This window comes from Thermodesulfatator atlanticus DSM 21156, assembly GCF_000421585.1.
Classification (GTDB): domain Bacteria; phylum Desulfobacterota; class Thermodesulfobacteria; order Thermodesulfobacteriales; family Thermodesulfatatoraceae; genus Thermodesulfatator; species Thermodesulfatator atlanticus.
On record NZ_ATXH01000001.1, the window covers coordinates 47,877 to 70,656 of the forward strand.

20 protein-coding genes and 1 tRNA gene are annotated in these 22,780 nt (G+C 39.1%); 13 read left to right on the forward strand and 8 right to left on the reverse strand.

Annotated elements, in window-relative coordinates; all coding sequences use genetic code 11:
• Positions 1-3: 3 nt before the first annotated feature.
• From H528_RS0100295 to H528_RS0100355, 13 genes are all read left to right on the forward strand, one after another.
• Positions 4-231 carry a hypothetical protein gene (locus H528_RS0100295; RefSeq protein WP_022852354.1) on the forward strand — a complete coding sequence of 76 codons (228 nt, stop codon included), beginning with the start codon at positions 4-6 and terminating at the stop codon, positions 229-231.
• Positions 231-1,487, forward strand: a complete 1,257-nt coding sequence (gene ahcY, locus H528_RS0100300; RefSeq protein WP_022852355.1) for an adenosylhomocysteinase — start codon at positions 231-233, stop codon at positions 1,485-1,487. The genes H528_RS0100295 and ahcY overlap by 1 nt, the downstream gene beginning before the upstream one ends.
• Positions 1,487-2,167: a 7-cyano-7-deazaguanine synthase QueC gene (gene queC, locus H528_RS0100305; RefSeq protein WP_022852356.1), complete on the forward strand. Its 681-nt coding sequence runs from the start codon at positions 1,487-1,489 to the stop codon at positions 2,165-2,167. The genes ahcY and queC overlap by 1 nt, the downstream gene beginning before the upstream one ends.
• The gene (locus tag H528_RS11955) at positions 2,148-2,537 is read left to right on the forward strand and encodes a YkgJ family cysteine cluster protein (protein WP_022852357.1); all 390 of its coding nucleotides are present in this window, start codon (positions 2,148-2,150) and stop codon (positions 2,535-2,537) included. The genes queC and H528_RS11955 overlap by 20 nt, the downstream gene beginning before the upstream one ends.
• Before the next feature lie 496 nt (positions 2,538-3,033).
• A complete protein-coding gene (locus H528_RS0100315; protein WP_022852358.1) occupies positions 3,034-3,270 on the forward strand; it encodes a DUF465 domain-containing protein in 237 nt (78 codons plus the stop codon).
• Positions 3,271-3,281: 11 nt separating this feature from the next.
• Entirely contained in the window at positions 3,282-4,973 is a 1,692-nt protein-coding gene (ilvB, locus tag H528_RS0100320) for a biosynthetic-type acetolactate synthase large subunit (protein ID WP_033396017.1), read from the forward strand.
• A gap of 10 nt (positions 4,974-4,983) precedes the next feature.
• Complete coding sequence (gene ilvN / locus H528_RS0100325) at positions 4,984-5,493, forward strand: acetolactate synthase small subunit (protein WP_022852360.1); 510 nt, start codon at positions 4,984-4,986, stop codon at positions 5,491-5,493.
• A 33-nt stretch (positions 5,494-5,526) separates the two neighbouring features.
• Positions 5,527-8,199, forward strand: coding sequence for a cation-translocating P-type ATPase (locus H528_RS11960; protein WP_022852361.1), 2,673 nt, complete (start codon positions 5,527-5,529; stop codon positions 8,197-8,199).
• Between the two features lie 53 nt (positions 8,200-8,252).
• Entirely contained in the window at positions 8,253-9,065 is an 813-nt protein-coding gene (locus H528_RS0100335) for a shikimate dehydrogenase (protein ID WP_022852362.1), read from the forward strand.
• Complete coding sequence (aroA, locus tag H528_RS0100340; protein WP_022852363.1) at positions 9,055-10,332, forward strand: 3-phosphoshikimate 1-carboxyvinyltransferase; 1,278 nt, start codon at positions 9,055-9,057, stop codon at positions 10,330-10,332. Before H528_RS0100335 ends, aroA begins: the two co-directional genes overlap by 11 nt.
• On the forward strand, positions 10,329-10,859 hold the full coding sequence (locus H528_RS0100345) for a shikimate kinase (RefSeq protein WP_022852364.1): 531 nt from the start codon (positions 10,329-10,331) through the stop codon (positions 10,857-10,859). Before aroA ends, H528_RS0100345 begins: the two co-directional genes overlap by 4 nt.
• A 213-nt stretch (positions 10,860-11,072) precedes the next feature.
• Entirely contained in the window at positions 11,073-11,804 is a 732-nt protein-coding gene (locus tag H528_RS0100350) for a PEP-CTERM sorting domain-containing protein (RefSeq protein ID WP_157608048.1), read from the forward strand.
• Positions 11,805-11,851: 47 nt separating this feature from the next.
• Positions 11,852-11,939, forward strand: a tRNA-Leu gene (locus tag H528_RS0100355).
• A gap of 142 nt (positions 11,940-12,081) precedes the next feature.
• Here the strand turns inward: H528_RS0100355 and H528_RS0100360 are convergent.
• The 8 genes from H528_RS0100360 to H528_RS0100395 are packed head-to-tail and all read right to left on the reverse strand — an operon-like array spanning position 12,082 to position 22,620.
• Complete coding sequence (locus H528_RS0100360) at positions 12,082-13,470, reverse strand: sigma-54-dependent transcriptional regulator (protein ID WP_022852366.1); 1,389 nt, start codon at positions 13,468-13,470, stop codon at positions 12,082-12,084.
• Complete coding sequence (locus H528_RS0100365; RefSeq protein ID WP_022852367.1) at positions 13,457-14,899, reverse strand: sensor histidine kinase; 1,443 nt, start codon at positions 14,897-14,899, stop codon at positions 13,457-13,459. Before H528_RS0100365 ends, H528_RS0100360 begins: the two co-directional genes overlap by 14 nt.
• A gap of 10 nt (positions 14,900-14,909) precedes the next feature.
• The gene (locus tag H528_RS0100370; protein ID WP_022852368.1) at positions 14,910-17,486 is read right to left on the reverse strand and encodes a PEP/pyruvate-binding domain-containing protein; all 2,577 of its coding nucleotides are present in this window, start codon (positions 17,484-17,486) and stop codon (positions 14,910-14,912) included.
• Positions 17,487-17,500: 14 nt separating this feature from the next.
• Positions 17,501-17,881: a response regulator gene (locus H528_RS0100375; protein WP_022852369.1), complete on the reverse strand. Its 381-nt coding sequence runs from the start codon at positions 17,879-17,881 to the stop codon at positions 17,501-17,503.
• An 18-nt stretch (positions 17,882-17,899) separates the two neighbouring features.
• Positions 17,900-20,437 carry a PEP/pyruvate-binding domain-containing protein gene (locus tag H528_RS0100380; protein WP_022852370.1) on the reverse strand — a complete coding sequence of 846 codons (2,538 nt, stop codon included), beginning with the start codon at positions 20,435-20,437 and terminating at the stop codon, positions 17,900-17,902.
• A 9-nt stretch (positions 20,438-20,446) separates the two neighbouring features.
• Complete coding sequence (locus H528_RS0100385) at positions 20,447-21,223, reverse strand: TIGR02186 family protein (RefSeq protein WP_022852371.1); 777 nt, start codon at positions 21,221-21,223, stop codon at positions 20,447-20,449.
• Position 21,224: 1 nt separating this feature from the next.
• Positions 21,225-22,160, reverse strand: coding sequence for a sulfite exporter TauE/SafE family protein (locus H528_RS0100390; RefSeq protein ID WP_022852372.1), 936 nt, complete (start codon positions 22,158-22,160; stop codon positions 21,225-21,227).
• A gap of 1 nt (position 22,161) precedes the next feature.
• A complete protein-coding gene (locus tag H528_RS0100395; protein WP_022852373.1) occupies positions 22,162-22,620 on the reverse strand; it encodes a hypothetical protein in 459 nt (152 codons plus the stop codon).
• Positions 22,621-22,780 lie beyond the last annotated feature (160 nt).

Consider the following 22,780-nt stretch of genomic DNA (forward strand, 5'->3'; position numbering starts at 1 on the left):
ACCATGATAAAAAAACTTCGTTTAGAAGACGCCGAAAAAGAAGAAAACCGCTATTATCAAAACTTAAGTATTGAAGAGCGGATAAGAATCTTTGAAGTCCTAAGGAGAAGATATGCTGCTGTCCTCGGACGTCCTTTCCCCCGAGTGGAAAGAGTTCTTAAGATTGTTAAACAAACATCAGGCAGGCCAAAGGATTTAGCTGACATTGAGTGCCTTAAAAGGAGGAGCTAATGGAGTTTCACGTAAAAGACCTTGAGCTGGCAGAGAAGGGAAGACTTAGAATTGAATGGGCCGGGCGCGAGATGCCTGTTCTCAAACAGATAAAAGACCGCTTTGAAAAGGAAAAACCCTTAAAGGGAATAAAACTCGGGGCTTGTCTCCATGTCACCACTGAGACTGCAAACCTGATGGATGTTCTTAAAGCAGGGGGTGCTGAGGTAGCCCTTTGTGCCTCAAATCCCCTTTCCACTCAGGATGACGTAGCGGCGGCGCTCGTGAAATTTTTTGAGATCCCGGTCTTTGCCATCCGCGGAGAAGATCGCGATACTTACTATGCCCACATAAAGGCCGTTCTTGATATAAACCCCAACATTACCATGGACGACGGAGCAGACCTTATTTCCACCCTTCATGCGGAATACCCGGAAAAAATCGCAAATGTAATTGGCGGCACAGAAGAAACCACTACAGGAGTTATCAGACTTCGTGCTATGGCTAAAGAAGGGGCGCTTAAGTATCCGGTCATTGCGGTAAACGATGCCCTTACCAAACACCTTTTTGATAACCGCTATGGTACCGGCCAATCCACCATAGATGGCATCTTGCGCGCTACCAATCGTCTTCTGGCTGGCTCTATTTTTGTAGTGGCAGGTTACGGTTGGTGTGGCCGAGGCGTGGCTATGAGGGCCAGGGGCATGGGAGCACGCGTCATTGTAACCGAAGTTGATCCTCTTAAAGCTATTGAGGCTGTCATGGATGGCTTTGACGTGATGCCCATGGATGAGGCTGCAGAAATTGGCGACTTTTTCTGCACCTTAACCGGGGATATCCATGTGATTCGCAAAGAGCACTTTCTAAAGATGAAAGACGGTGCCATTGTATCTAACTCAGGTCACTTTAATGTGGAGCTTGACCTTGATGGTCTTAAAGAAATTTCTCAGCAAGTACGCCGTGTGCGTGAAAATGTGGATGAATACACCCTGGTAAACGGCAAAAAGGTTTACATCCTGGCAGAAGGTCGTTTGGTTAATCTTGCTGCAGCTGAGGGCCATCCTTCTGCTGTTATGGATATGAGCTTTGCTAACCAGGCCCTTTGTGCGGAATATCTTGTCAAACATGGAAAAGAGCTTAAAAATGACGTTTACAAAGTCCCAGAGCACATAGATCGTTCGGTGGCAGAAATGAAGCTTAAGGCCATGAACATTCGTATCGACCGTTTGACTCCTGAGCAAGAAAAATATCTTTCTTCCTGGGAGATGGGAACATAATGCCCAAGGAGTTAGCAGTTTGCCTGGTAAGCGGTGGCCTGGATAGTTGTGTGGCTGCCGCTTATGCGGCTCAAAAATACGATCTTGCCTTTTTACACGTAAATTACGGCCAGCGTACCGAGGCTCGTGAGCTCAAGGCCTTTAACGAAATTGCAGATTATTACCAGGTAAAATATCGCCTGGTGGCCGATGTCCCAGCCCTTAAACAAATCGGAGCCTCTGCCCTCACTGACACAAACATTCCCGTACCCGAGGGAGCGGTGTCCACTTCGGATATTCCCGTAACTTATGTCCCTTTTCGTAACGCCCATTTTTTAGCCATTGCGGTTTCCTGGGGGGAGGTTTTAGGAGCCAAGCGGATTTTTATCGGGGCAAGTGAGGTTGATTTCTCTGGCTATCCAGATTGTCGCAAAAGTTTTTTTGAGGCCTTTAACCGTGCTATTGCCGAAGGTACCAAGCCAGAAACAGACATACGCATAGAAACTCCCTTGATTGAACTTTCCAAGGCAGAGATCGTAAGGCTTGGGGTAAAGCTCAAAGCTCCGCTTCACCTGACCTGGTCGTGTTATCAGCGGGAAGACGTTGCTTGTGGTGTTTGTGAATCTTGCCTTTTGAGGCTTAAAGGTTTTAAAGAAGCTGGTGCGGAAGACCCTATCCCCTATGAGCGTAAAGATATTTGAATGTAAAAGATGTGGCTTTTGCTGTCAGGGGGAAAGTACGGTTTCCCTTACTCCTCCTGAGCAGGAAAGTATAGCCATGTTTTTGGGTTTGAATCTTTCAGAATTTTTTGAGCGCTATACGGTTAAAAAGGGATCTCGTGTGGAAATGAAGACTATAAACGGCCATTGTATTTTTTTTGATGAAAAAGAAAAAATATGCCGTATTCATCCGGTAAAACCTTCTCATTGTCGCCGCTGGCCTCTTCATCCAAGTATCCTCAAAGACCGAGAAAGCTTTGAGATAATAAAGCGCACCTGTCCTGGTTTTTCTCCCTCGGCCACCTGGGAAGAGGTGGTTGATTTTATACGCTACATGGGAGATACCTGTTAAGCCCTTATTTTTCTTGCATTTCAGAAGAGACCTTTGCAAAATCGTCGTGATTAGTATTGCAAGCATAACCGCAAGGATCCGTTCTCATTTTTCGGAACGAAAGATAGGAACGGATCCTGGGTGGTTTATTTTTTGTTATGAAAGTCTATCTCTTGCCCCGATCATATGTAAAAAACACTAGACGCGGTGTTAAAAAAAGCCTAATAAAAAAATATGGAACAAGATACTTTTGTAAACTTGTCGGGATCTGTGTCGCAAGCACATCCTAGGATGTTTTGCCAAGATCGAGAACAAAATTTTAAAAACGAAATATTGCCATTAAAAACAGCATGAAAAATATTTCACAAACTATTTTTACACGATTGAAACAAAGGTTACAGAAAGAAACATTTTTGAAATTAAGATGATTTTGGAAATAAAATAAAATTTTTCACAAAATATTGACGTTTTATAATTTGAGCATTAAAAGACCAAAATTCACAAAGGGAGGTTACTTATGGATAAAGAAAAAGAACTCATTGCTAAGTATGCGGAAAAGGATGAAGAGCTTCGTAAACTTGTAGAGGAACATCGTGCCCTTGACCAACAGCTTGAAGAGTTTCACAAAAGACCTTATCTCACCGCTGAAGAGGAAGTAGAAAAAAAGCGTATTCAGGTTAAAAAACTAGCGTTAAAAGACCAAATTTTAGCTATAGTTGAAAAATATCGTAAAATGGAGGAGGAAAACAAATAGTGGCTAAGAAAATGACTGGTGCACAAATCATTGTCGAAGCCCTAAGGCGAGAGGGCGTTGACATCATTTTTGGCTATCCGGGTGGCGCTGTTATTGACATCTATGATGAACTTTACCGGGCGCAGGATATAAAGCATGTCTTGGTGCGCCATGAGCAAGGGGCTGCTCATGCGGCAGATGGCCTTGCAAGGTCAACCGGAAAAGTAGGCGTTTGTCTGGCTACTTCTGGTCCAGGCGCAACCAACACCGTAACAGGTATTGCTACGGCATATATGGACTCTGTTCCTATGGTCGTGCTAACAGGTCAGGTTCCTACCAAACTCATTGGTAACGACGCCTTCCAGGAGGTCGACATTACCGGTATTACGCGTCCGTGTACCAAACACAATTTTTTGGTAAAGCGCGTAGAAGACCTAGCCTGGACCCTTAAAGCGGCTTTTCATATTGCTAGAACAGGGCGTCCGGGGCCAGTGCTTGTGGATATTCCCAAGGATGTCCAGCAGGCCAAGACAGAATTTAACTGGCCTGAGGAAATCAGGTTAAGAAGCTATAATCCCACTTATGAGCCCCATAAACGCCAGGTGGAAAAGGCCTATCGTCTCCTTGAGGCCTCAACGCGTCCGGTAATCCTGGTTGGTGGTGGTGTTATCTCTTCTGGGGCCCATGAAGAAGTCCGCGAGCTTGCTGAACTCCTTCACATACCTGTTACCATGACCCTTATGGGTCTGGGGGGCTTTCCGGGGACTCACGAATATTCCCTTGGCATGCTTGGTATGCACGGCACTTACTACGCTAACATGGCGGTTGCCAATAGTGACCTTATCATTGCAGTAGGTGCGCGCTTTGATGACCGCGTAACCGGAAAGGTTGACGCCTTTGCCCCTATGGCCAAGATAGTCCATATTGACATCGACCCCACCTCTATCCAAAAGAACGTCAGAGTTGACGTGCCTATTGTGGGGGATTGTAAAAGGGCCCTTGCCAAGCTTCTTGAAATTATCAAAGAAGTTGGACGTCCGGCAAAACTCTGGAAAGAGCAGTTCAAAGAATGGTGGGAGCAAATCGAGATCTGGCGCAGACGTTATCCCCTCACCTACAAACAAGAAGGAGATTACATTAAGCCTCAGTTTGTCATAGAAAAGCTCTATGAGCTCACTGGTGGGGATGCCATTGTTTGTACGGAAGTTGGGCAAAACCAGATGTGGACGGCTCAGTTTTGGAAGTTTGATCGTCCAAGGACCCTTCTTTCTTCTGGTGGTCTTGGCACCATGGGTTACGGATTCCCTGCCTCTATAGGAGCTCAGATGGCAAACCCGGATAGACTCGTCATTGACTTTGCAGGCGATGGTTCCATTCAAATGAATATTCAAGAAATGGCTACCGCCATAGATCAGCGCTTACCAATCAAGGTCATCATTCTAAATAACGGCTATTTAGGCATGGTGCGCCAGTGGCAGGAGCTTTTCTACGAGCGCCGTTACTCTGCAGTTGAATTTGCCACTATCCCAGATTTTGTAAAACTTGCGGACGCTTATGGCGCCGTTGGCCTTCGGGCTACCAAACCTGAAGACGTTGAACCGGTTCTCAAAAAAGCCCTTGAGACCAAGAATCTCGTTCTGGTTGATATTCACATTGCGCCTGAAGAGGGCGTCTTCCCAATGGTTCCCGCTGGGCGGGCTACCACGGAAATGATTTTGGTGTAAGGAGAGAAGTATGGAGATGAACAACAGCGAAAGAAAACACACCCTATCAGTGCTAGTGGAAAATACTCCTGGGGCTTTGGCTCGTATCGTGGGCCTTTTTACCGGCCGCGGGTTCAATATAGACAGCTTGTGCGTGGCAGAGACCTTAGACCCCACCCTTTCTCATCTTACGCTTGTTACCCATGGCGACGCCATGATTATTGAACAAATAATCAAACAACTACGTCGCCTGATTGACGTCTATAAAGTAGTTGATGTTACCGAAGAAGGCGAATTCGTAGAAAGGGAGATGGCCCTTATCAAGGTCCGTGCCGAAAAAGAAACCCGCGCAGAAGTTTTACGCATGTGTGATATTTTCCGTTGTAAGGTGGTAGATGTGAGCCCTCGCACTTATACGGTAGAGGTAACCGGGCCTGAGAGTAAAATAGAAGCAGTTATCGAACTCCTAAAGCCTTTGGGAATAAAAGAGATTGTCCGCACCGGTCTTATCGCCATGAAAAGAGAAAAAAAGAGTCTATAAATTAGGGCCGCTTTTGCGGCCCTTCAAAACAAAGTGCCTAAAAAGCCCTCTTACCCTTATAGCTTAAGCTTAGAAAAACTGTTTGAAATTTATAATACCACTCCTTTGGGGCTTTCTTCAGAAGAAGTTCAGAAGCGTCTTGAAATTTTTGGTCTAAACGAATTAGAGCCCGCAAAGAAGAAATCTCCTTTAAAAATTTTTCTTGCCCAGTTTGCCAATGTCTTAATTTTTATTCTTTTGATAGCAGCAGCCATCTCTTTGTTGGTGGGGGACAAAGTAGAGGCTGTAGTCATCCTGCTAATTGTTTTTGCCTGCGGGATTCTTGGCTTTATCCAGGAATGGAAGGCAGACAAGGCCTTGGCCGCTTTAAAAGAAATGGCGGCCCCTGAAGCACTGGTATTTCGCGATGGAGGTCCTAAGAAAATTCCTGCTGCTCAAGTCGTTCCCGGGGATATTTTAGTGCTTGCAGCAGGAGACAAAGTCGCGGCAGACGTGAGGCTTATTGAAAGTATAAATTTGAAAATTGACGAGGCTCCCCTTACTGGAGAATCTGTTCCTGTAAGTAAAGATGCCTCTTTAGTTTTGCCTGAAGATACACCTCTTCCTGAGCGCCGCAACATGGCCTTTGCTGGTACCACGGTTATGAATGGACGAGGGCTTGGTCTGGTGGTTGCCACCGGCCAGGATACCGAATTCGGAAAAATTGCGCATCTTCTCAAAGAAGTCAAAGAAGAAAAAACACCTTTTGAGAAAAGGCTTGCTATCATTGGCCGTTGGCTCGGCTTGCTATCTCTTTTGGTAGCAGCTATCGCAGCATCTTTTGGAATAGCACGTGGTTACGACATACTGGAAATGTTTCTCTGGGGAGTTTCTTTAGCGGTAGCCGCTGTGCCAGAGTCCTTGCCTGCGGTAGTTACCGCAGCCCTTGCTATCGGGGTTTCCCGCATGGCCAAGCGCCACGCTATTGTTAAGCGTCTCCCTGCAGTAGAAACCCTGGGAGCCACTACGGTAATTTGTACCGATAAAACCGGCACCCTTACCAAAAACGAAATGACCGTCCGCAGGATATGGGCAGGAGGAGTAAGTTTTGACGTAACCGGCATGGGATACGCTATAGAAGGCGAGATTCTTTGTCTGGGAAAACCGGCTGATATCTCCCAAAAGAGAGCCCTTTATTACACCCTTTTAACAGGGCTTTTGTGCAATGACGCCCAAAAAACAAACGAACACTTTTCAGGGGACCCCACTGAAATAGCCCTTTTAGTGGCTGCGCTTAAAGCAGGGCTTGATCCTTCTAATTTTGAAAGAGTAGCAGAGATTCCCTTTGACAGTGATCGCAAACGCATGAGTGTGGTGGTAAAAGACCTTGATTCGGGAAGATATTTCGTACTTACCAAAGGCTCTTTAGAAAGTTTGCTTGATATTTCCACCGCCTTAATAAAAGAAAATCTTACCATCCCTTTGACTCAAGAAGAGATTCAAAAAATACGCGATGTTCACGACCGCATGGGAGAAAAAGCCCTCAGGGTGTTAGCCTGTGCCTTTAAAGAAGTAAAACAAGTGCCCACTTCTGAGGAAATAGAAAAGAATCTAAGTTTCGTAGGGCTTTACGGTATGATGGATCCCCCGCGCCCTGAAGTAAAAGAAGCCATAAAAAAATGCAAAACTGCTGGCATCCGTGTTATCATGATTACCGGAGACCACGCCAAAACAGCCCTTGCTATCGGACACGACCTGGGTCTTGTGCCTTCTCTTGACTCTTCTTTCGTTCTTACTGGTAAAGATCTTGAAAAAATAAGTGACCAGGAGCTTTCGCAAAAACTGTCGCAAGTTTCGATATTTGCCCGGGTTTCTCCAGAACATAAACTGCGTCTGGTAAAACTCCTTAAAACAAAAGGAGAAATCGTTGCCATGACAGGAGACGGGGTAAACGATGCCCCGGCCCTTAAGGCGGCAGATATTGGTATTGCCATGGGGATTACGGGTACCGAAGTTGCCAAGGAGGCCTCAGACATTATCCTAGCTGATGATAACTTTGCCACCATAGTTGCTGCGGTTGAAGAAGGGCGAAATATCTTTGACAACATAAAAAAGTACATGCTCTTTCTCTTGAGCTTTAATCTCTCAGAAATACTGGTATTGATTGGGGGATTCTTGAAGGGTCTTCCGCTTCCTTTGACGGCTGTTCACATTCTTTGGATCAATCTTGTAACAAATGGCCCCCCTGCCTTGGCCCTGGGGGTTGATCCTCCTGCTCCTGACATTATGGCCCGACCACCTAGGCCCCCTGAAGAAGGGATTTTTACCAAGCGTCTTGTTTCTCTCATTGCTGGGCTGGCAACACTTATCGCCATATTTTTATTGCCGATTTTTGTTTACGCGCTCTCTTCTGGACACGCTGTTATAGAGGCTCAGACGGTACTCTTTACTGGGTTTGTGCTTTTTGCCGTGGCGGTTGCTTATGTGTCTCGCTCTGAGCATTTAAATCTCTGGCAATTCAACCCCCTTGCTAACAAATGGCTGAATTTAAGCGTACTATTCATGGTGGTCTCACAAATCATAATTGTTTACTCGCCTTTTTTGCACAAATATCTTCATACGGTTTCCCTTAAAGCCTCATGGTGGGTAGCTTTATCTTTAGCTGCAGTTGCCTACCTGGCCATTGCGGAAATAATTAAGTTTGTCTTTGTGCGCATATTCCGCTAAAAGAAATACGATAATTCTTGGCTTGTTATCAATTTGCATTAAAGTTAGGTGCCATGGATACTTATGGAATAATTGGCTGGCCGGTTTCTCATTCCTTATCTCCTGCTATGCACAATGCGGCTTTTAAAGCCTTGGGCATTAAAGCGGTTTATGGCCTTCTCCCCCTGCATCCCTCAAAACTAAAAGAAGGAATAGAAGGCATTAGGGTGCTTAACATAAAAGGTGTTTCTGTTACGGTGCCTCACAAAGAGAATGTTATGGCCTTTCTTGATGAAGTTGACAATATTGCTCGTGAAATTGGGGCAGTTAACATCATAATAAACCAAGAAGGTAAGCTTTTTGGTGTAAATACCGATTGGATCGGTGCAAAAAAAGCTATCGAGCAAAAAATAAATCTTTCTGGGAAAAAGGCCGTAGTTATTGGGGCAGGGGGGGCTGCGCGTGCGGTGGTTTATGCCTTGGTGAAAGGTGGGGCTCAGGTACTAATCTTTAACCGCACTTACGAAAAAGCTCAAAAACTGGCAAGTGAACTAGGGGGAGAGCCTTTCCCTTTATCCCAAATCAAAAATGCCACAGGAGATGTTTTAGTTCAGACCACAAGTGTGGGGCTTAATGAAGACCAAAGCCCCGTGCCTAAAGAAATTCTTTCACGGTTTAAAGTGGTAATGGATATTGTATACAAACCCCTTGAAACACGTCTTCTCAGAGAGGCCAAAGAGGCAGGTTGTGAGGTAATAGACGGTTTAGAAATGCTCGTTTATCAGGGAGTTGAGCAATTCTTTTTGTGGAAAAATATTAGACCTTCTGCAGAGCTTATGCGCAAAGCGGCTTTAGAAGAATTATCAGGAGAAAAAAATGGACGCTAAAAAAGTCACACCAGTAGCAAAACCTCTTAATGCCAAAGTAAAAGTTCCTGGCTCCAAGAGCATCACCCAGCGTGCTCTCATTTGCGCCGCCCTAGCAGAAGGTGAGTCTTTTTTAGAGGGAGCCCTGCGCAGTGAAGACCCTGATCTTTTGGCCCATGCTTTAACTAGTACCGGAGTTAGTGTTGAGTTTGCGGCAGATAGTTTCAGGGTAAAAGGGGTAGGGGGGCGCCCTCATCTTTCAGGAAAAGAAATATTTATGGGCAATAACGGCACAGGGACCAGATTTTTTCTTGCCTTTGCTTCATTGGGCAGGGGGACTCCTATTGTGGTCACGGGGACCAAGCGCCTTTGTGAAAGGCCTTTTAAACCTCTCATCGACGCCCTTAGAGCTTGGGGGGCTGAGCTTCGTTCGCTTAAAAATGAAGGTTTTTTGCCAGTGGAAATCCAGGGTGGCGGCTTAAGCGGCCAAGAAGTAGAAGTTTCTGTAACAGAAAGTAGCCAGTTTCTTTCAGCTCTTCTTTTAGTAGGGCCATATACTAAAGAGCCTGCCAAGATAAAACTTACTAGCCCTTTGGTTTCCAGGCCGTACGTAGATCTTACCATAGCCATTATGCGCGCCTTTGGCGCAGAAATTACTGAAAAAGAAAGTCTTTTTTCTGTTTCCCATAAAAGGTATCAGCCAAAGAAATTCAAAGTAGAAGGGGACGCTTCAAGTGCTTCTTATTTTTTGGCAGCGGCGGCTTTAGCAGGCGGACAGGTAACAGTAACGAACTTGCCCAAGGAATCTTTACAAGGGGATTCTGCCTTTGCTGGCATCCTTTCACGCATGGGCTGTGAGGTTTCTTACCAAGATGGCGTTACGGTAAAAAGAGATCTTGCGAAGCCTCTTAAGGCTATCGACATCAATATGGGGCGCTATCCAGACCTTGTTCCTACTTTGGCTGTAGTGGCAGCTAAGGCCCAGGGTAAAACCTTGATAAGGGGAGTTCCTCACCTGCGCTTTAAAGAAACAGATAGGCTGAAAGCTGTAGCTAATGAACTAAAAAAGTGTGGCGTGCCAGTAGAGGAACTCGAAGACGGCTTGATTATCGAAGGTCAAGAAAAAATAAAAGGTGCCAAAATAGAAACTTATGAAGACCACCGCATCGCCATGGCTTTTGCTATTTTAGGATTGGTTGTTCCAGGAATTATTATTAAAAATCCTAGTTGTGTGGCAAAATCTTTCCCTAATTTTTGGGAAGTTTTAGAAGGTCTTTACCGGCAATGAAGATAATTTTAATCGGTTTTAGAGCTACTGGAAAAACTACCGTGGGAAAAAAACTTGCCGAGCTTCTTTCTATACCTTTTTTAGACCTTGACGAATATATCGTTAAAAAGGCCGGAAAGACCATTTCCGAAATAGTAGAAGAAAAAGGCTGGCCGGCTTTCAGGGAGTTAGAAAAAGAAGCCCTGTTTGAAATGAGCAAGAAGGACAACCTGGTATTGGCCTTAGGGGGTGGGGCTGTTATGCATGCTGATGAGATGGACCTTATCAAGGCTAATAGCTCTGTGATCTGGCTTAAGTCCCATCCGGAAATCATTTTAAAACGGCTCAGCGAAGACGAAAAAACCTGTGCTTTTCGCCCTGCTTTAACTGACAAAGATCTAGCCGAAGAAATAAGCCTTCTGTTAAGCAAAAGAGAACCCCTTTACGAAAAATACGCCGATTTAACCGTAGAAACAGATCACAAAGCTCCCCAGGAAATAGCAGAGGAAATTTTTTTCTCTTTGAAACAATCAAGGGCTTTAAACTAGCGTATAAACTCAAATAAAATAGGAAAAATTTTTCACACTAAGGGAAAAATTTTTACACTTTGTAACAATTCTTTCTCTCAAAGCCAATCATTTTTTGTCAGTCCTTGGCATTTTTACACCGAAAAATTATTAAGAGACCTTTGCAAAACCCTAGGATAAGCTCCTATTTTTCGTCGAAAGATAAATAAATTTGGCATATTATTTGCTTAAATTTTGAAAATCAAAATAGGGGAGGGGGGTTATGCACCATATATTTTTAATTTGCTTTTTTTAATGACTTTTTCTTCAACTTTACTAGCAGCCCACATACATTTTGAAGAATTCTTTTTAAAAGACGTAACCCTAAATAGCACTAATCCGTTTTACGAATGGACTTTTGATTTAGAAAATGACGATCTTTATTTTTGGTACATAGAAGAAGATAATGTTCAGAATCAGGGATTTGATTTTGTAACAATCGAGCCCAATCAAGATATAAATGATGTGACGCTATATGATGGCTGGTTCTTAGGGAGAATCCTTCCAGGAAATGACATTCATTATGCTTATTTGACTATGAGATTTACTAGCCAGAACCATAATTGTTGCCATAACGGTAATTGTAGCACCTGTGATGCAGAAGCCAGGTTGATCCTTGATAATTCAATTTATGGCGACTATACCATTGATGGAGGAAATGTTTTTAACAATATCAATGTGCTTACATATGTCGAGGATGATCATAAGCTCATTGTTAAATTACAATTAGCGTCATGCTCAGGCGGCGGCTGCTGCGGCTGCTGCGATTGTGACATTAAAGTGGACTGGGTAAAAATTTCAGGTTGCTTTGAGTGCGATGTTTGTGATCCCATCCCTGAGCCTTCAACTATAGTGTTGCTGGGGATAGGGATGTTTAGCGTCGTTACTATTTTCCGCCGCAAATTAAAACGCAATGGCCTTTCTTAATCTTGCAGCCCGGGTTTATTCGGGATAGAATCCCTATCCAGACGAAAGCCCGGGTGGCGGAACTGGTAGACGCAGGGGACTTAAAATCCCCTGGGGTAATACCCCGTGCCGGTTCGACTCCGGCCCCGGGCACCAATTTAAAGATCCTAAACGGATCTCTGCGGTTGTGCTGCAACTGTTCTCCTCAATTTTCAAAGATTTTTATAAATTAGAACGGATCCCTTGCGCTTGTGCTGACAACACTGATCCCAACGATTTTGCAAAGGTCTCTGTAAAATTATTTCGAGAGATCTACATTTTTAGTTATATTTAATTCCTTCATTTTACGCCAAAGGGTAGTTCTAGAAATGCCGAGAATTTTTGCTGTTTCCTTTTGATTAAAACCAGTAAGGTAGAGGATATTTTTAATATATTGTTTTTCATATTCTTTGAGTGGGAGAATATTTTTATTATAAGTTTTATCCATTAGTTTTAAATCAGGTGGTAAATCTTCAAGCTTAAGGATTTTGTTCTCACACAAAGCTACAGCTTGTTCAATGATATTTTCTAATTCTCTTACATTTCCGGGAAACGAGTAGTTTAATAATACTTTTACAACGCTTGCCTCTACTTGATAAACTTCTTTTTTAAATTTTTTATTATACCTTTCTAAGAAATATCTTATCAGTGCTGGAATGTCTTCTTTTCTTTCTCTTAAAGGAGGAACTTTAATATTAATTACGTTTAATCTATAATAGAGATCTTCTCTAAAATAACCATTCTTTATCATTTTTTTTAAATTACGATTGGTTGCAGCTATGATACGAATATCGATATTTACAGGTTTAGTCCCTCCTAATCGGTAAAATTGGCGCTCTTGAATAACTCTTAATAATTTTACTTGTAAAAGAGGGGAACATTCTCCAATTTCATCCAAAAATAAAGTACCATAATTAGCAGTTTCTAATAGACCTATTCTTTTAGAAACTGCACCAGTAAAAGCTTCTTTTTCGTGACCAAAAAGTTCATTAGCAGCTAAATCTTCACTTAATGCTCCACAATTAAAAGCTACAAATGGATTGTTTTTTCTGGGACTAAGGCTATGAATAGCTCGAGCTATCAGTTCTTTTCCAGTTCCTGTTTCTCCTTCGATGAGAACGTTACAATCTAGAGGTGCAACTTTTTCAATAGTTTCATAAAGTTTTTTCATTGCGAGGCTTTCACCAACTAAACCAGCAAAAAATGGCTGTTTTTTAATCTTTAATTTTTCTTTACATATTTCTATTCCTAAACTTTCATTTAGAGCTTTTTCTACAATTTTGTGTAGATCTTTAATATGAAAAGGTTTAGGTAAGTAATAATACGCTCCTTTTTTTGTAGCTTCTACTGCTCCAGGGATGGAAGCGTAACCTGTAATAAGGATAACTGGTAAACTTGAACAAATATCTTTTAGCCTTTCTAATAATTCTAAACCATCAATGTCTTTTAGACGGATATCGCTAATTACTAGATCGCACAGGTTGTCTTCTATAAAAAGAAGTGCAGAATATCCCTTTGTAAAAGAGTACACTTCATAACCATGCTTTGATAAAGCGGTCTCAAGACGCTTGCATGTTAAAGCTTCGTCATCAATAATAACAATTCTTTTTTTGTTTTCTTTTGTTTCTTTCATATTATTGTGCGGCATTATTATATCTCTTTGCTATTGGCAAAATGATTTTAAATATTGTTCCTTTCCCGACTTCACTTTCTACTTTTATATCTCCGTGATGTTTTTTAATAATACTATAGGAAACGGAAAGTCCTAATCCCGTTCCCTTTTCTTTAGTAGTAAAAAAAGGCTCAAAAATTTTATCTTTAATTTCTTTTGGAATACCAGGCCCTGTATCAGCAATTTCTATAATGGCTTTTTCTCCTTGCTCATATGCTTTTATCGAAAGTTTTCCTCCTCCTTGCATTGCTTGAGCGGCATTTACTATAATATTAATTAGAACTTGTTCTAGCTGATTAAAATTTCCCAAAATTTTGATAGGAGTATCTGGTATATCCAGTTTTGTTTCTATTCCTTTTGTATTTAGTTCATTACTTAAAAGTCTATAAGCACTTTTTATTAGTGCTGTTAAGTCTATTTCTTCAGTGGACATATCTCTTTTAGAACGGGCAAATTCTAATAGATGTAGTACTATTTCCCTAGCTCTTTCGCCTTCATGATAAATGTCTTGTAACATTTCAAGTATTTCTTCTTTATCTAAATCGTCGAAATTGTCAATAATAACTTCAACTGTCAAAAAGATATTATTTAGAGGATTATTGATTTCGTGTGCAATGCCAGAAATCGCTGTGCCTATTGCTGCCATTTTAGTTGCTTGTAATAGTTCCTTTTGTTTTGCATTAAGGGTGTGTAACATTTCATTTATGTTTTTTATTAGTTCTTCGTATTCTTTGTGTCTTAAAAGATATCTTTTATATGGAGGAATATATTTTAATTTGCCTTCTGAAATCTTTTTAATATTGACTGCTAAGTATTCAATTGGATCTATGATCCATTTTGCAACTAAATAAGCAGCTACAGGCACTATTATGATAGCTATAAGAAAAATAAAAATGGGTATAGACGAATATAAATTGATTTCCGAGTCAAGTTTTTCAGTTATTTTTTTTCTAATATTTGAAAAAAGCTCAGTTATTTCATGGCCTTTTTCTCTGACCTTTTTGGCAATATTTGGATCTATTTTTTCTTTATTAATTAGCTGTTCTACCAGCTTTTTGTATTCTTTGATTAGATAATGAAGTTGTGTTAACTCTTTATTTATGCCTAATTTTTTATAAATTCTATTTTTTCTATAATCATGTCCTAAATTTATAGATTTTATAGTTTTTTCAATTTTAGTTATGTAGTCAATAACGTGTAAGAGATCTTCTTTGTTGTGATACAAAAAATATGTCTTTTCGTATCTTCTTGCTTCTAGAATTTGGCGTTCTATGCTATCTAATTCAGTCCATAAGTATAATTTATTATCTATTTTTTTGATACAAAGATAGCTAGTCATTATAACTACTAATAAAGCTATAGTATAAAAGGCTACCGCAATGCCAATAACGTTTTTTAGGGTCATAGAGAATGATTTATTCGTGAACAACTGAATAATTCCCCTCCAAAAAAGCTTTAGCATATTTATCAACAAGATGGTCACTATTGACGGACATATCTAGTTGACGAACGTAAGCCATTAGTCGCCCAATTTGATTAAGAATCTGCTCTGTTTCTTTTTTAGTTGTTCCTCTTAAAATAGCTTTAAGACGATCAGCTTTAATATTGATTTTAAAACCAAAATGGGATAAAATTTTTTTAATTACTAGAAGTCTTCCTAATCTACCTTCTAGGTTGGCAGCGCCTCCTTGGAAAGAAAAAGCAATATAATTGCTAGCCATGTTATCTTCGCTACAGTAAGAATCTACAACCGCAAAGTGGTATGCTAGCTTACAATGGAAATTGAAATATTCCCGTGATATAAGGACATATGCCTTCCCAAAGAGATCCCTATCACGCACAAAAGACCGAGAAACTATAGAAATAAAACTTTGCAACTCAAAGGGAACGTTTCCTGCCCAACGAACATCTGGATGGCTCATACCTTCCCAAAAAGCCAAAAAGGGGATGGAACATACATCTTCAATGGTTATTTTTTTCTTAAAGGCCACATGAGGCTTAAGACCTCCTTCAATATCAACAACATAAAATACTATGGGTACTCGAGACGAAAATAGGATATGAGCCATTCTTGAATAGTCTTTTTCTCCCCATAAAAACATTTCTTTGATTAAAATTTCGTGACCAAATCTTACTAAATCATGGATAGATTTTATTTGTTCAGGAAATATTTTCCCGTCTTCTGGAATTTCGGCTAAATTCAAAGGAATAATATACTCAAGAACCTTTTCTATTTGTGAATCTCTCTTTTTTTTAGGAAATTTAGGAGAAATTTGAATTTCAAGGATGTTTTCTCTTCGTCCTAAATATAGGTTTCCGTTGATAGCATCCAAAGTTACTAACTTCCCATTAGGAATTTCTTCTGGAGTCAAAGATGGACATATTATAGCTGGAATATTGAATTCCCTCAAAATAGTGGCCAGGTGGCTCAAACTACTTCCTCGTAGGGAAATCAGGCCTTTTATATGGTGAACAATTGTTACTAAGCTTGGATCCATATTTTTTGTAACCACAATGGCTTGTTGAGGAAGGGATTTTATGTCTTTCAAATCTTCAAGCCAAAATATAGTCCCACAAGCCACGCCGGGGCTCACAGGATCCCCTTTACAAAGCAAAAATTTTGGAGAATTTGCCCTTTTGGCTTTTATGGAAAGGGTTTTTAAGGGGCGAGTCTGCAAGATATAAATATTTCCATTTTCATCAATGCACCACTCTATATCTTGAGGAGATTGATAATATTCTTCAATAGTAATTGCCATTTGATATAATTTTAATATTTCGTCAGGATTTAGGGAGGGCTCTTTTTGTAAGGAAATTGGAATTTCTTCTTCTTTAAGTCCGTTTTTTTTATCTGTCACCAATTTTTTACTTTTTGAAGCGATTTTTTGCTCTTTTATGTTACCTGTATGGCGATCTAAAACAAAAATATCCGGAAGATTATCACCTCCTACCACAGGTTTTCCTATTCCCCAATGAGCAGAGATAAGCATTTCTTCTTTAGACGAACTTATAGGATTGGCAGTATAAATAACTCCAGAACTACGTGCATTTATCATTTCTAATATTAGAACTGGCATTGACATTTTGTGTAGATTAAGACCTTTCGCCAGGCGATAATATATAGCTCTTTCTTCATAAAGGCTTGCCAACACCTCTAGATAAGCTCTAGGAACATCACTTAAAGGAACATTTAACTTAGAAAAAAATTGTCCCGCAAAAGAATATTCTCCGTCTTCTCCTAGAGCACTGGAACGAACACTCCAATATTCTGATCCTATTTTATTTAAAGCATCTGTTAATTTATCAGAAAATTCTTTAGGTAAACGGGAATTTAAAATGGCTTGTTTGATTTCCTTAGAAATCGTAGAAATTTTTTCTTTGTCTTCTATGTTCAGATTGTCCAAGCGTTTTTTAATAAAATTATCTAAATCATTTTTGTAGATTATTTTTTGAAAAGCAGATGATGATATAACTAATCCTTCGGGAACTGGGAGATGTAATACATTTTTAACTTCAGCTAAGTTAGCAGCTTTCGCTCCTATTTCATGGATAGATTCTTTAGAAATATTTTCTAAGAAATATATTAATTTAGGAGAATAAGTTTTCTCTATTAAATTCAAATCTTTTCTTATATTTTTAGCAATATTTTGATATATTTCATATAACCAGGTATATTTTCTGTCAGAAAATTCATTAAGAGAGTCAATAAAGGATAATGTATGAGATAGCAGTGATTCAATTTGAAAGACATAATAGGATTTATCACAAAATCTTTCTCGATTTTGGACAATTTCTGACATTAGATCAAGTATTTTTTCATTTTCCATCAATACTTTTTTAAAACAAAAATATTTCTTTTTTAGCTCTGTTGTTCCATATAGAATCTGAGTTGTAAAGTCAGGATCTTCAGTAGAATGATTAGAAAAATAAAAAGATTTTATTTTACCATACAGATAATCCAATTTTTTTAAAAAGATATCTACCAATTTCATTAAAATTTTAATTTTTATTTGGATTTTAGCTCTTCGATTGCCTTTAGTACAGACTTTTTAAGATCTTCTAAACGGAAAGGTTTGGGAATAAAATCAAAAACACCTTCTTGTATTGCCCTTCTTGCACTTTGAGCATCTGCATATCCAGTAATAATTATTACTTTAGCCTTGGGATTTAATTTCTTTGCTTTATTAAATATTTCAAAGCCATCGATATCCATTTTTAAGTCTGTTACAATAACGTCAAAGGGTTCCTTATCTAGTGCTAGTAAGGCTTCTTTTCCATTATTATATACTAAAACTTCATAACCAGATTTTTCAAAAGCTAGCTTTAATCTTTTGCCGACAATAGGCTCATCATCAATGACCATAATTTTATATTTAGAAGATGGCATTATATCCTCCAATATTTATTATTTTTTGAATAAAAATTTGCGATAGGCCTCTTCTATTGCGGAATCATCTTCCATAAGGACATCTAGTTGACGTGTAAAACCTATAAGTCTTCCTATCATTTTTAAAATTTTTGCTGCTTCTTCTAGAGGTATATTGGCAATTCTTGCTACTAAAAGGTCCCCCTTAGTCATTATATTAAAATCATAATATGATAATATCTTTTCAATAAGTTTTATACGTCTGCTTCTTTTAGCTAAATCTGCTGCTCCTCCAATAAATCGAAAATAAATATGATTTTCTCTTATATTTGGGGAACAATAAGTATCTAAAATATTAAAATGGTATCCAAAACGTAAGCTTAAATTGAGATAGTAAGTTGAGATGACAGCGATATTTTCTCCTAAATAAGAGGGAGATATTTCAGGAGTTTTAATCATACTATAAATAAAATCTTTAACTTGGAGTTGAACAGCTTCTGTTTGCCATACGTTAGGCTCTAACATTCCTGACAAAACGTACTTGAAAGGAATACATTCTATATCATCCAGCTTTACCTCATCTTTATCTTCCGTTCCTGGCTTTAATCCCCCTCCTAAATCAATTATCAAAATACCTGTTGGAATAGGGAGATCGAGCTTTTTAGTAATATCCTTGTTCAACAGATTTCCTTTTTCTTTTCCTATGCTTACTAGTTCTTCAACTGCTTTTTCATGACAAAAACGTAAAATATCATGAAAAGTTTTACAGAATTCTGGTTTAAAATTTCGCAAAAGAGGATCTACTAAATTAAGTGGAGCTACAAAACGAAGAATCTTTCGTAACAATCGGAACTCTTTAGTATCAGCTAAGTTCAATTGAGAAGCGGCTTGAAATTTAAGGAGTTCTTCCACCTTTCCTTTATAAATACAATTGTCTTCTGCATCTACCGTTATTACTTCACCAGGCTGAACCCTTTCAGTAATGTCTCCCATTCCCACTATAGCAGGAACACGAAATTCCCGACATAAAGTAGCCATATGACTGGTAGGAGAACCTATATTTGTTAAAATAGCTGCTACTTTAGGCATGATCCTAACAAACTGTGAAGAGTCTCTCGGTGCGACTAGTATGGCGCCCTCTGGAAATTTGTCTAACTCTTCTAGGGACTTAAGTAAAAAGACTTGTCCGGCCGCAATACCGCTTTGTGCTATTATCCCTTTTTTTTCGACTATTATGGGATATTTCTTCTTTACTTCTTGGATTTTATCGATTTCTACAATTTCGTTAGAAATAGAAAGAGGGCGGCTTTGTAGTAGATAAAGTACATCTTGGGGATTGATTACCCATTCTATGTCTTGGGGTCTTTTAAAATATCTCTCCAAACTAAGTCCTATTTTAGCTAGAGTTCGTACTTCCTCGTTTGTTAGGCAGGGGCTTTTTCTAATTTCTGGTGCAACTTCGGTTTCAATTGTTCCATCTTCAGATGGCAGTAAACAGTGTGTTTTATCTGCGATATCTTTTTCTAAAATATGATTAGGATCGCTTCTAGAAACAACAAAGCGATCTACCGGAAAACGTCCTTCAACTACTGCTCCTCCAAGGCCCCAATTAGCTGTAATCAGAAGAGTATCAAGATGTGGATCCTGAGGATTTATTGTAAATATTACTCCACTAGTTCTAGCTTCTACCATCTCCAAACAACCAACAGCCATAGCCATTTCCAAAAGATGACTACCAAACTTTCTCGCGTAACTTATAGCTTTGGGACCAAAAAGACTCGCAATAACTTTTTTATAGGCTATAATTAAAGCGGATAAAGTAGGAGGAACGTTGATTATAGTTTCGAACTGACCAGCAAAAGAGAGTTCTTGGTCTTCTTCCTGAGCACTGCTTCGTATTACTAAAGGTCTATCTTTACAAACCTCTTTATAATAATTCAATGCATTTTTCAACGCCTTATCAAGTTCAGGACTTATCTTTCCTTCTAAAATCTTTTTTTCTATTTTTTTGCGCTTTAATTCTATTGATTCTGTATCCTGATCTTCTAAGGCTTCCTTAAGTTCTTCCAATAAAGGATGTAATTTATTATACGTCAAATAGTTATTAAAAGCAGCAGAAGTGATAACAAAACCTTTTGGAATATTAAGCCCTAGATGTCTTTTAATCTCTAGTAAATGGGCCATTTTCCCGCCCAAAAGGTCTATGTCTTCTGGACAATTTTCATCTAAAATAACCGCAAACGGCCCATCAGCTACTTTATTTTCTATTAAAGCTTCTAAGCGCGTTTCTATTTGATCAAAAATTTGGTAAAGTTCTTGATAACGATTTTGGCAAAGTAGATTCAAATTATGAACAGAATGAAAAACTGCTTCACTAAGATCTTTAGTCACTTTGCGAATATAAGCCATATCGAAAATATAATCACCGCTAAGCTTATCTCCCATATCTGCAATAATTTCTAAAGCTTTAGTATTTGATTCTATCACCTCCCTAAAACGATGAAATAATACTTTTAAATCTGGTTTATCTTTTGTTTTTGATCCTAAAGAAGTAAAGATTTTTTTTAAAATATCCATATCAGCTCTTTAATGCTTAGACTTACCACCAAATATTAATCCTACTCCTATTCCTGCCACAATAGCAATAATAATAGCAATGATGCCGTAAAGGGCCGGTCTTTCTAGAGCCATATCAGAAATGGTCTTGAGAAGGCCCACTTTTTCTATTTTTATCTTCTTTTTACAAGAACCGACAACCTTGCCGTCCTTGATAGCATATACAGTCACAGTATAAACGTCTGGGGGAGCCTGAAAAGGCCAGTGAAAATGGAGTTGATATTTATAGCTAGGGCCTTCAGGTTCTATTTTAATTGAATTGAATTTTTCGCGATAGAGATGGTGATGTTCTTTGAATTTTATAAACTCTTTAATCCATCTGTTACGGTCAGGACCGGGATCAGGTTTTATTTTTACTTCTTTGAATAAAGCAGCATATCCTATGCCATATTTTGCTTGTTCTGTTTTATCCAAAATTTGATCTAATGGTTTATTAGAAAAAACCATAAAAACGATAGGAACGGGCTCGAAGGTTAGCTCGCCTACATTCATCCAAAAAAGACCTTTTACCTTTCCTTTTTTTCTCAAATGTAATTCTTCTGCCTTATCTTGGATGACAATTACTACGTCTGCTTTTTGATCACTGTGTCCAAAAATTTCTACGTCTTTTCCACTATAAAAAAAATGGATTGGAATATAATTGGGTACAATTTCACAAGAAATAGAGGCGAAACTTTTTTCAATCAAAGTTCCCAATAAAAAGATTCCTAATAAGATGGAGACGAAAATATATTTTTTGTTACGCATATTAATGTCCTCCTTTGTAAGATAGTAGAAGGTCGGGTTTCATAACAAGTCCAAGTAGCATTTTCACGGTTACTGCTAAAACTATTATAGCAAGTAGAATTTTAAGTTGTTCTCCTTTGAGGCGACGTCCGAAAATAGCTCCTATTTGTGCGCCTATAGTGGAACCTAAGAGTAAAAGAATAGCTAAAATAAAATCTACTGTATGGTTAGTATATGCTTGTAGAAAAGTAACTTCGGTACAAGTAAACATAATTTGAAAGAGACTAGTACCTACTACTACATGCATCGGCATTCTAAGCAAATAAAGCATCACGGGCACCATTAGAAAACCGCCACCAACTCCCATAATAGCTGCCAAAATTCCAACAAAAGCACCTAATAAGATGGGAACAATGACCGAATGGCTAACTCCAGATTTTTCAAAATATGTTTGAAAAGGAAGTCGGGCAATGAAGGCCCTTTTTTTACCTTTACTTGGACCTGCTGTTTTAGCAGTTGTTTGAGTTTCGCTTTTGCTTCTGCCTTTAAGTGCCATTAAACTTTCCACAAACATAAAACTTCCTACCAAACCCAACATGACCACGTAGGTAATTTTGATAAGGAAATCAGCATTACCCATAGCCCGTAATATTTTGATGATATGGACACCTAAAGCCCCTCCGGTAAATCCTCCTATTAAGAGAAGAAGGCCCATCTTGAAATCCACATTTCCTAAACGCCAATGAGCAATGGTCCCAGATGCTGAAGCTGCTACGATTTGATTAGCATCAGTAGCGGCCGCCACAGTAGGTGGGATCCCAATCATAATGAGTAGGGGGGTCATCAAAAAACCACCACCTACTCCAAAAAGTCCAGAAAGTAGTCCTACCCCAAGGCCCAATCCGACAATAAGGAAGATGTTCACACTGGTCAAAGCAATAGGTAGATAAATGTACATGTTACCCCTCCTCAAAATCTGTAAAATATGAAGATATTTCTTCCATAGACTCCATATCTTGTGGGACAGACACTATGAAAAGTTGTAGACTGGAATAAGGCCAGTCAGGATCTTGATAAAGTTTTTCTTCTACTCTTTTAAATTGGCCTTTTATACTTTCTGCTTCGGTTTCGTTTTTGGCTATTGATAAAACTTGAAAAACATTTTTGCGTTTAAGTAAGTCTAATAAAGAGGATTCTAAGTCTTTGTGATTAGTTAAATAGATTTTCAATTCAATACCTTCTTTTCCGGCTTTACTTTTAATTTTGGCGAGCATTTTTGTTACTTCAGGTCCATCTTCAGTTATATCCAAAAGAACATATACAGGGGCTGTTTCTCTTTTGGCCAGTTGTAGGGCGTAAAATCCACCGCATAAAATTTGAGATGAATCCAAAATCAATAAAACAATTCCTTTGCTCATGCCGTTAATTTCCTGTAAAAATTTTGAAATTATTTTTGCAAGGAGTGTTCCAAAATTTTTTTACGATATTTTGAAGAGTTATATTGCACTCCGGTTATCAATGAAGTTTTGGTTTCAAAAATGAAACAAATAAAATTGTTCACAAAAAATATGTTTCAAA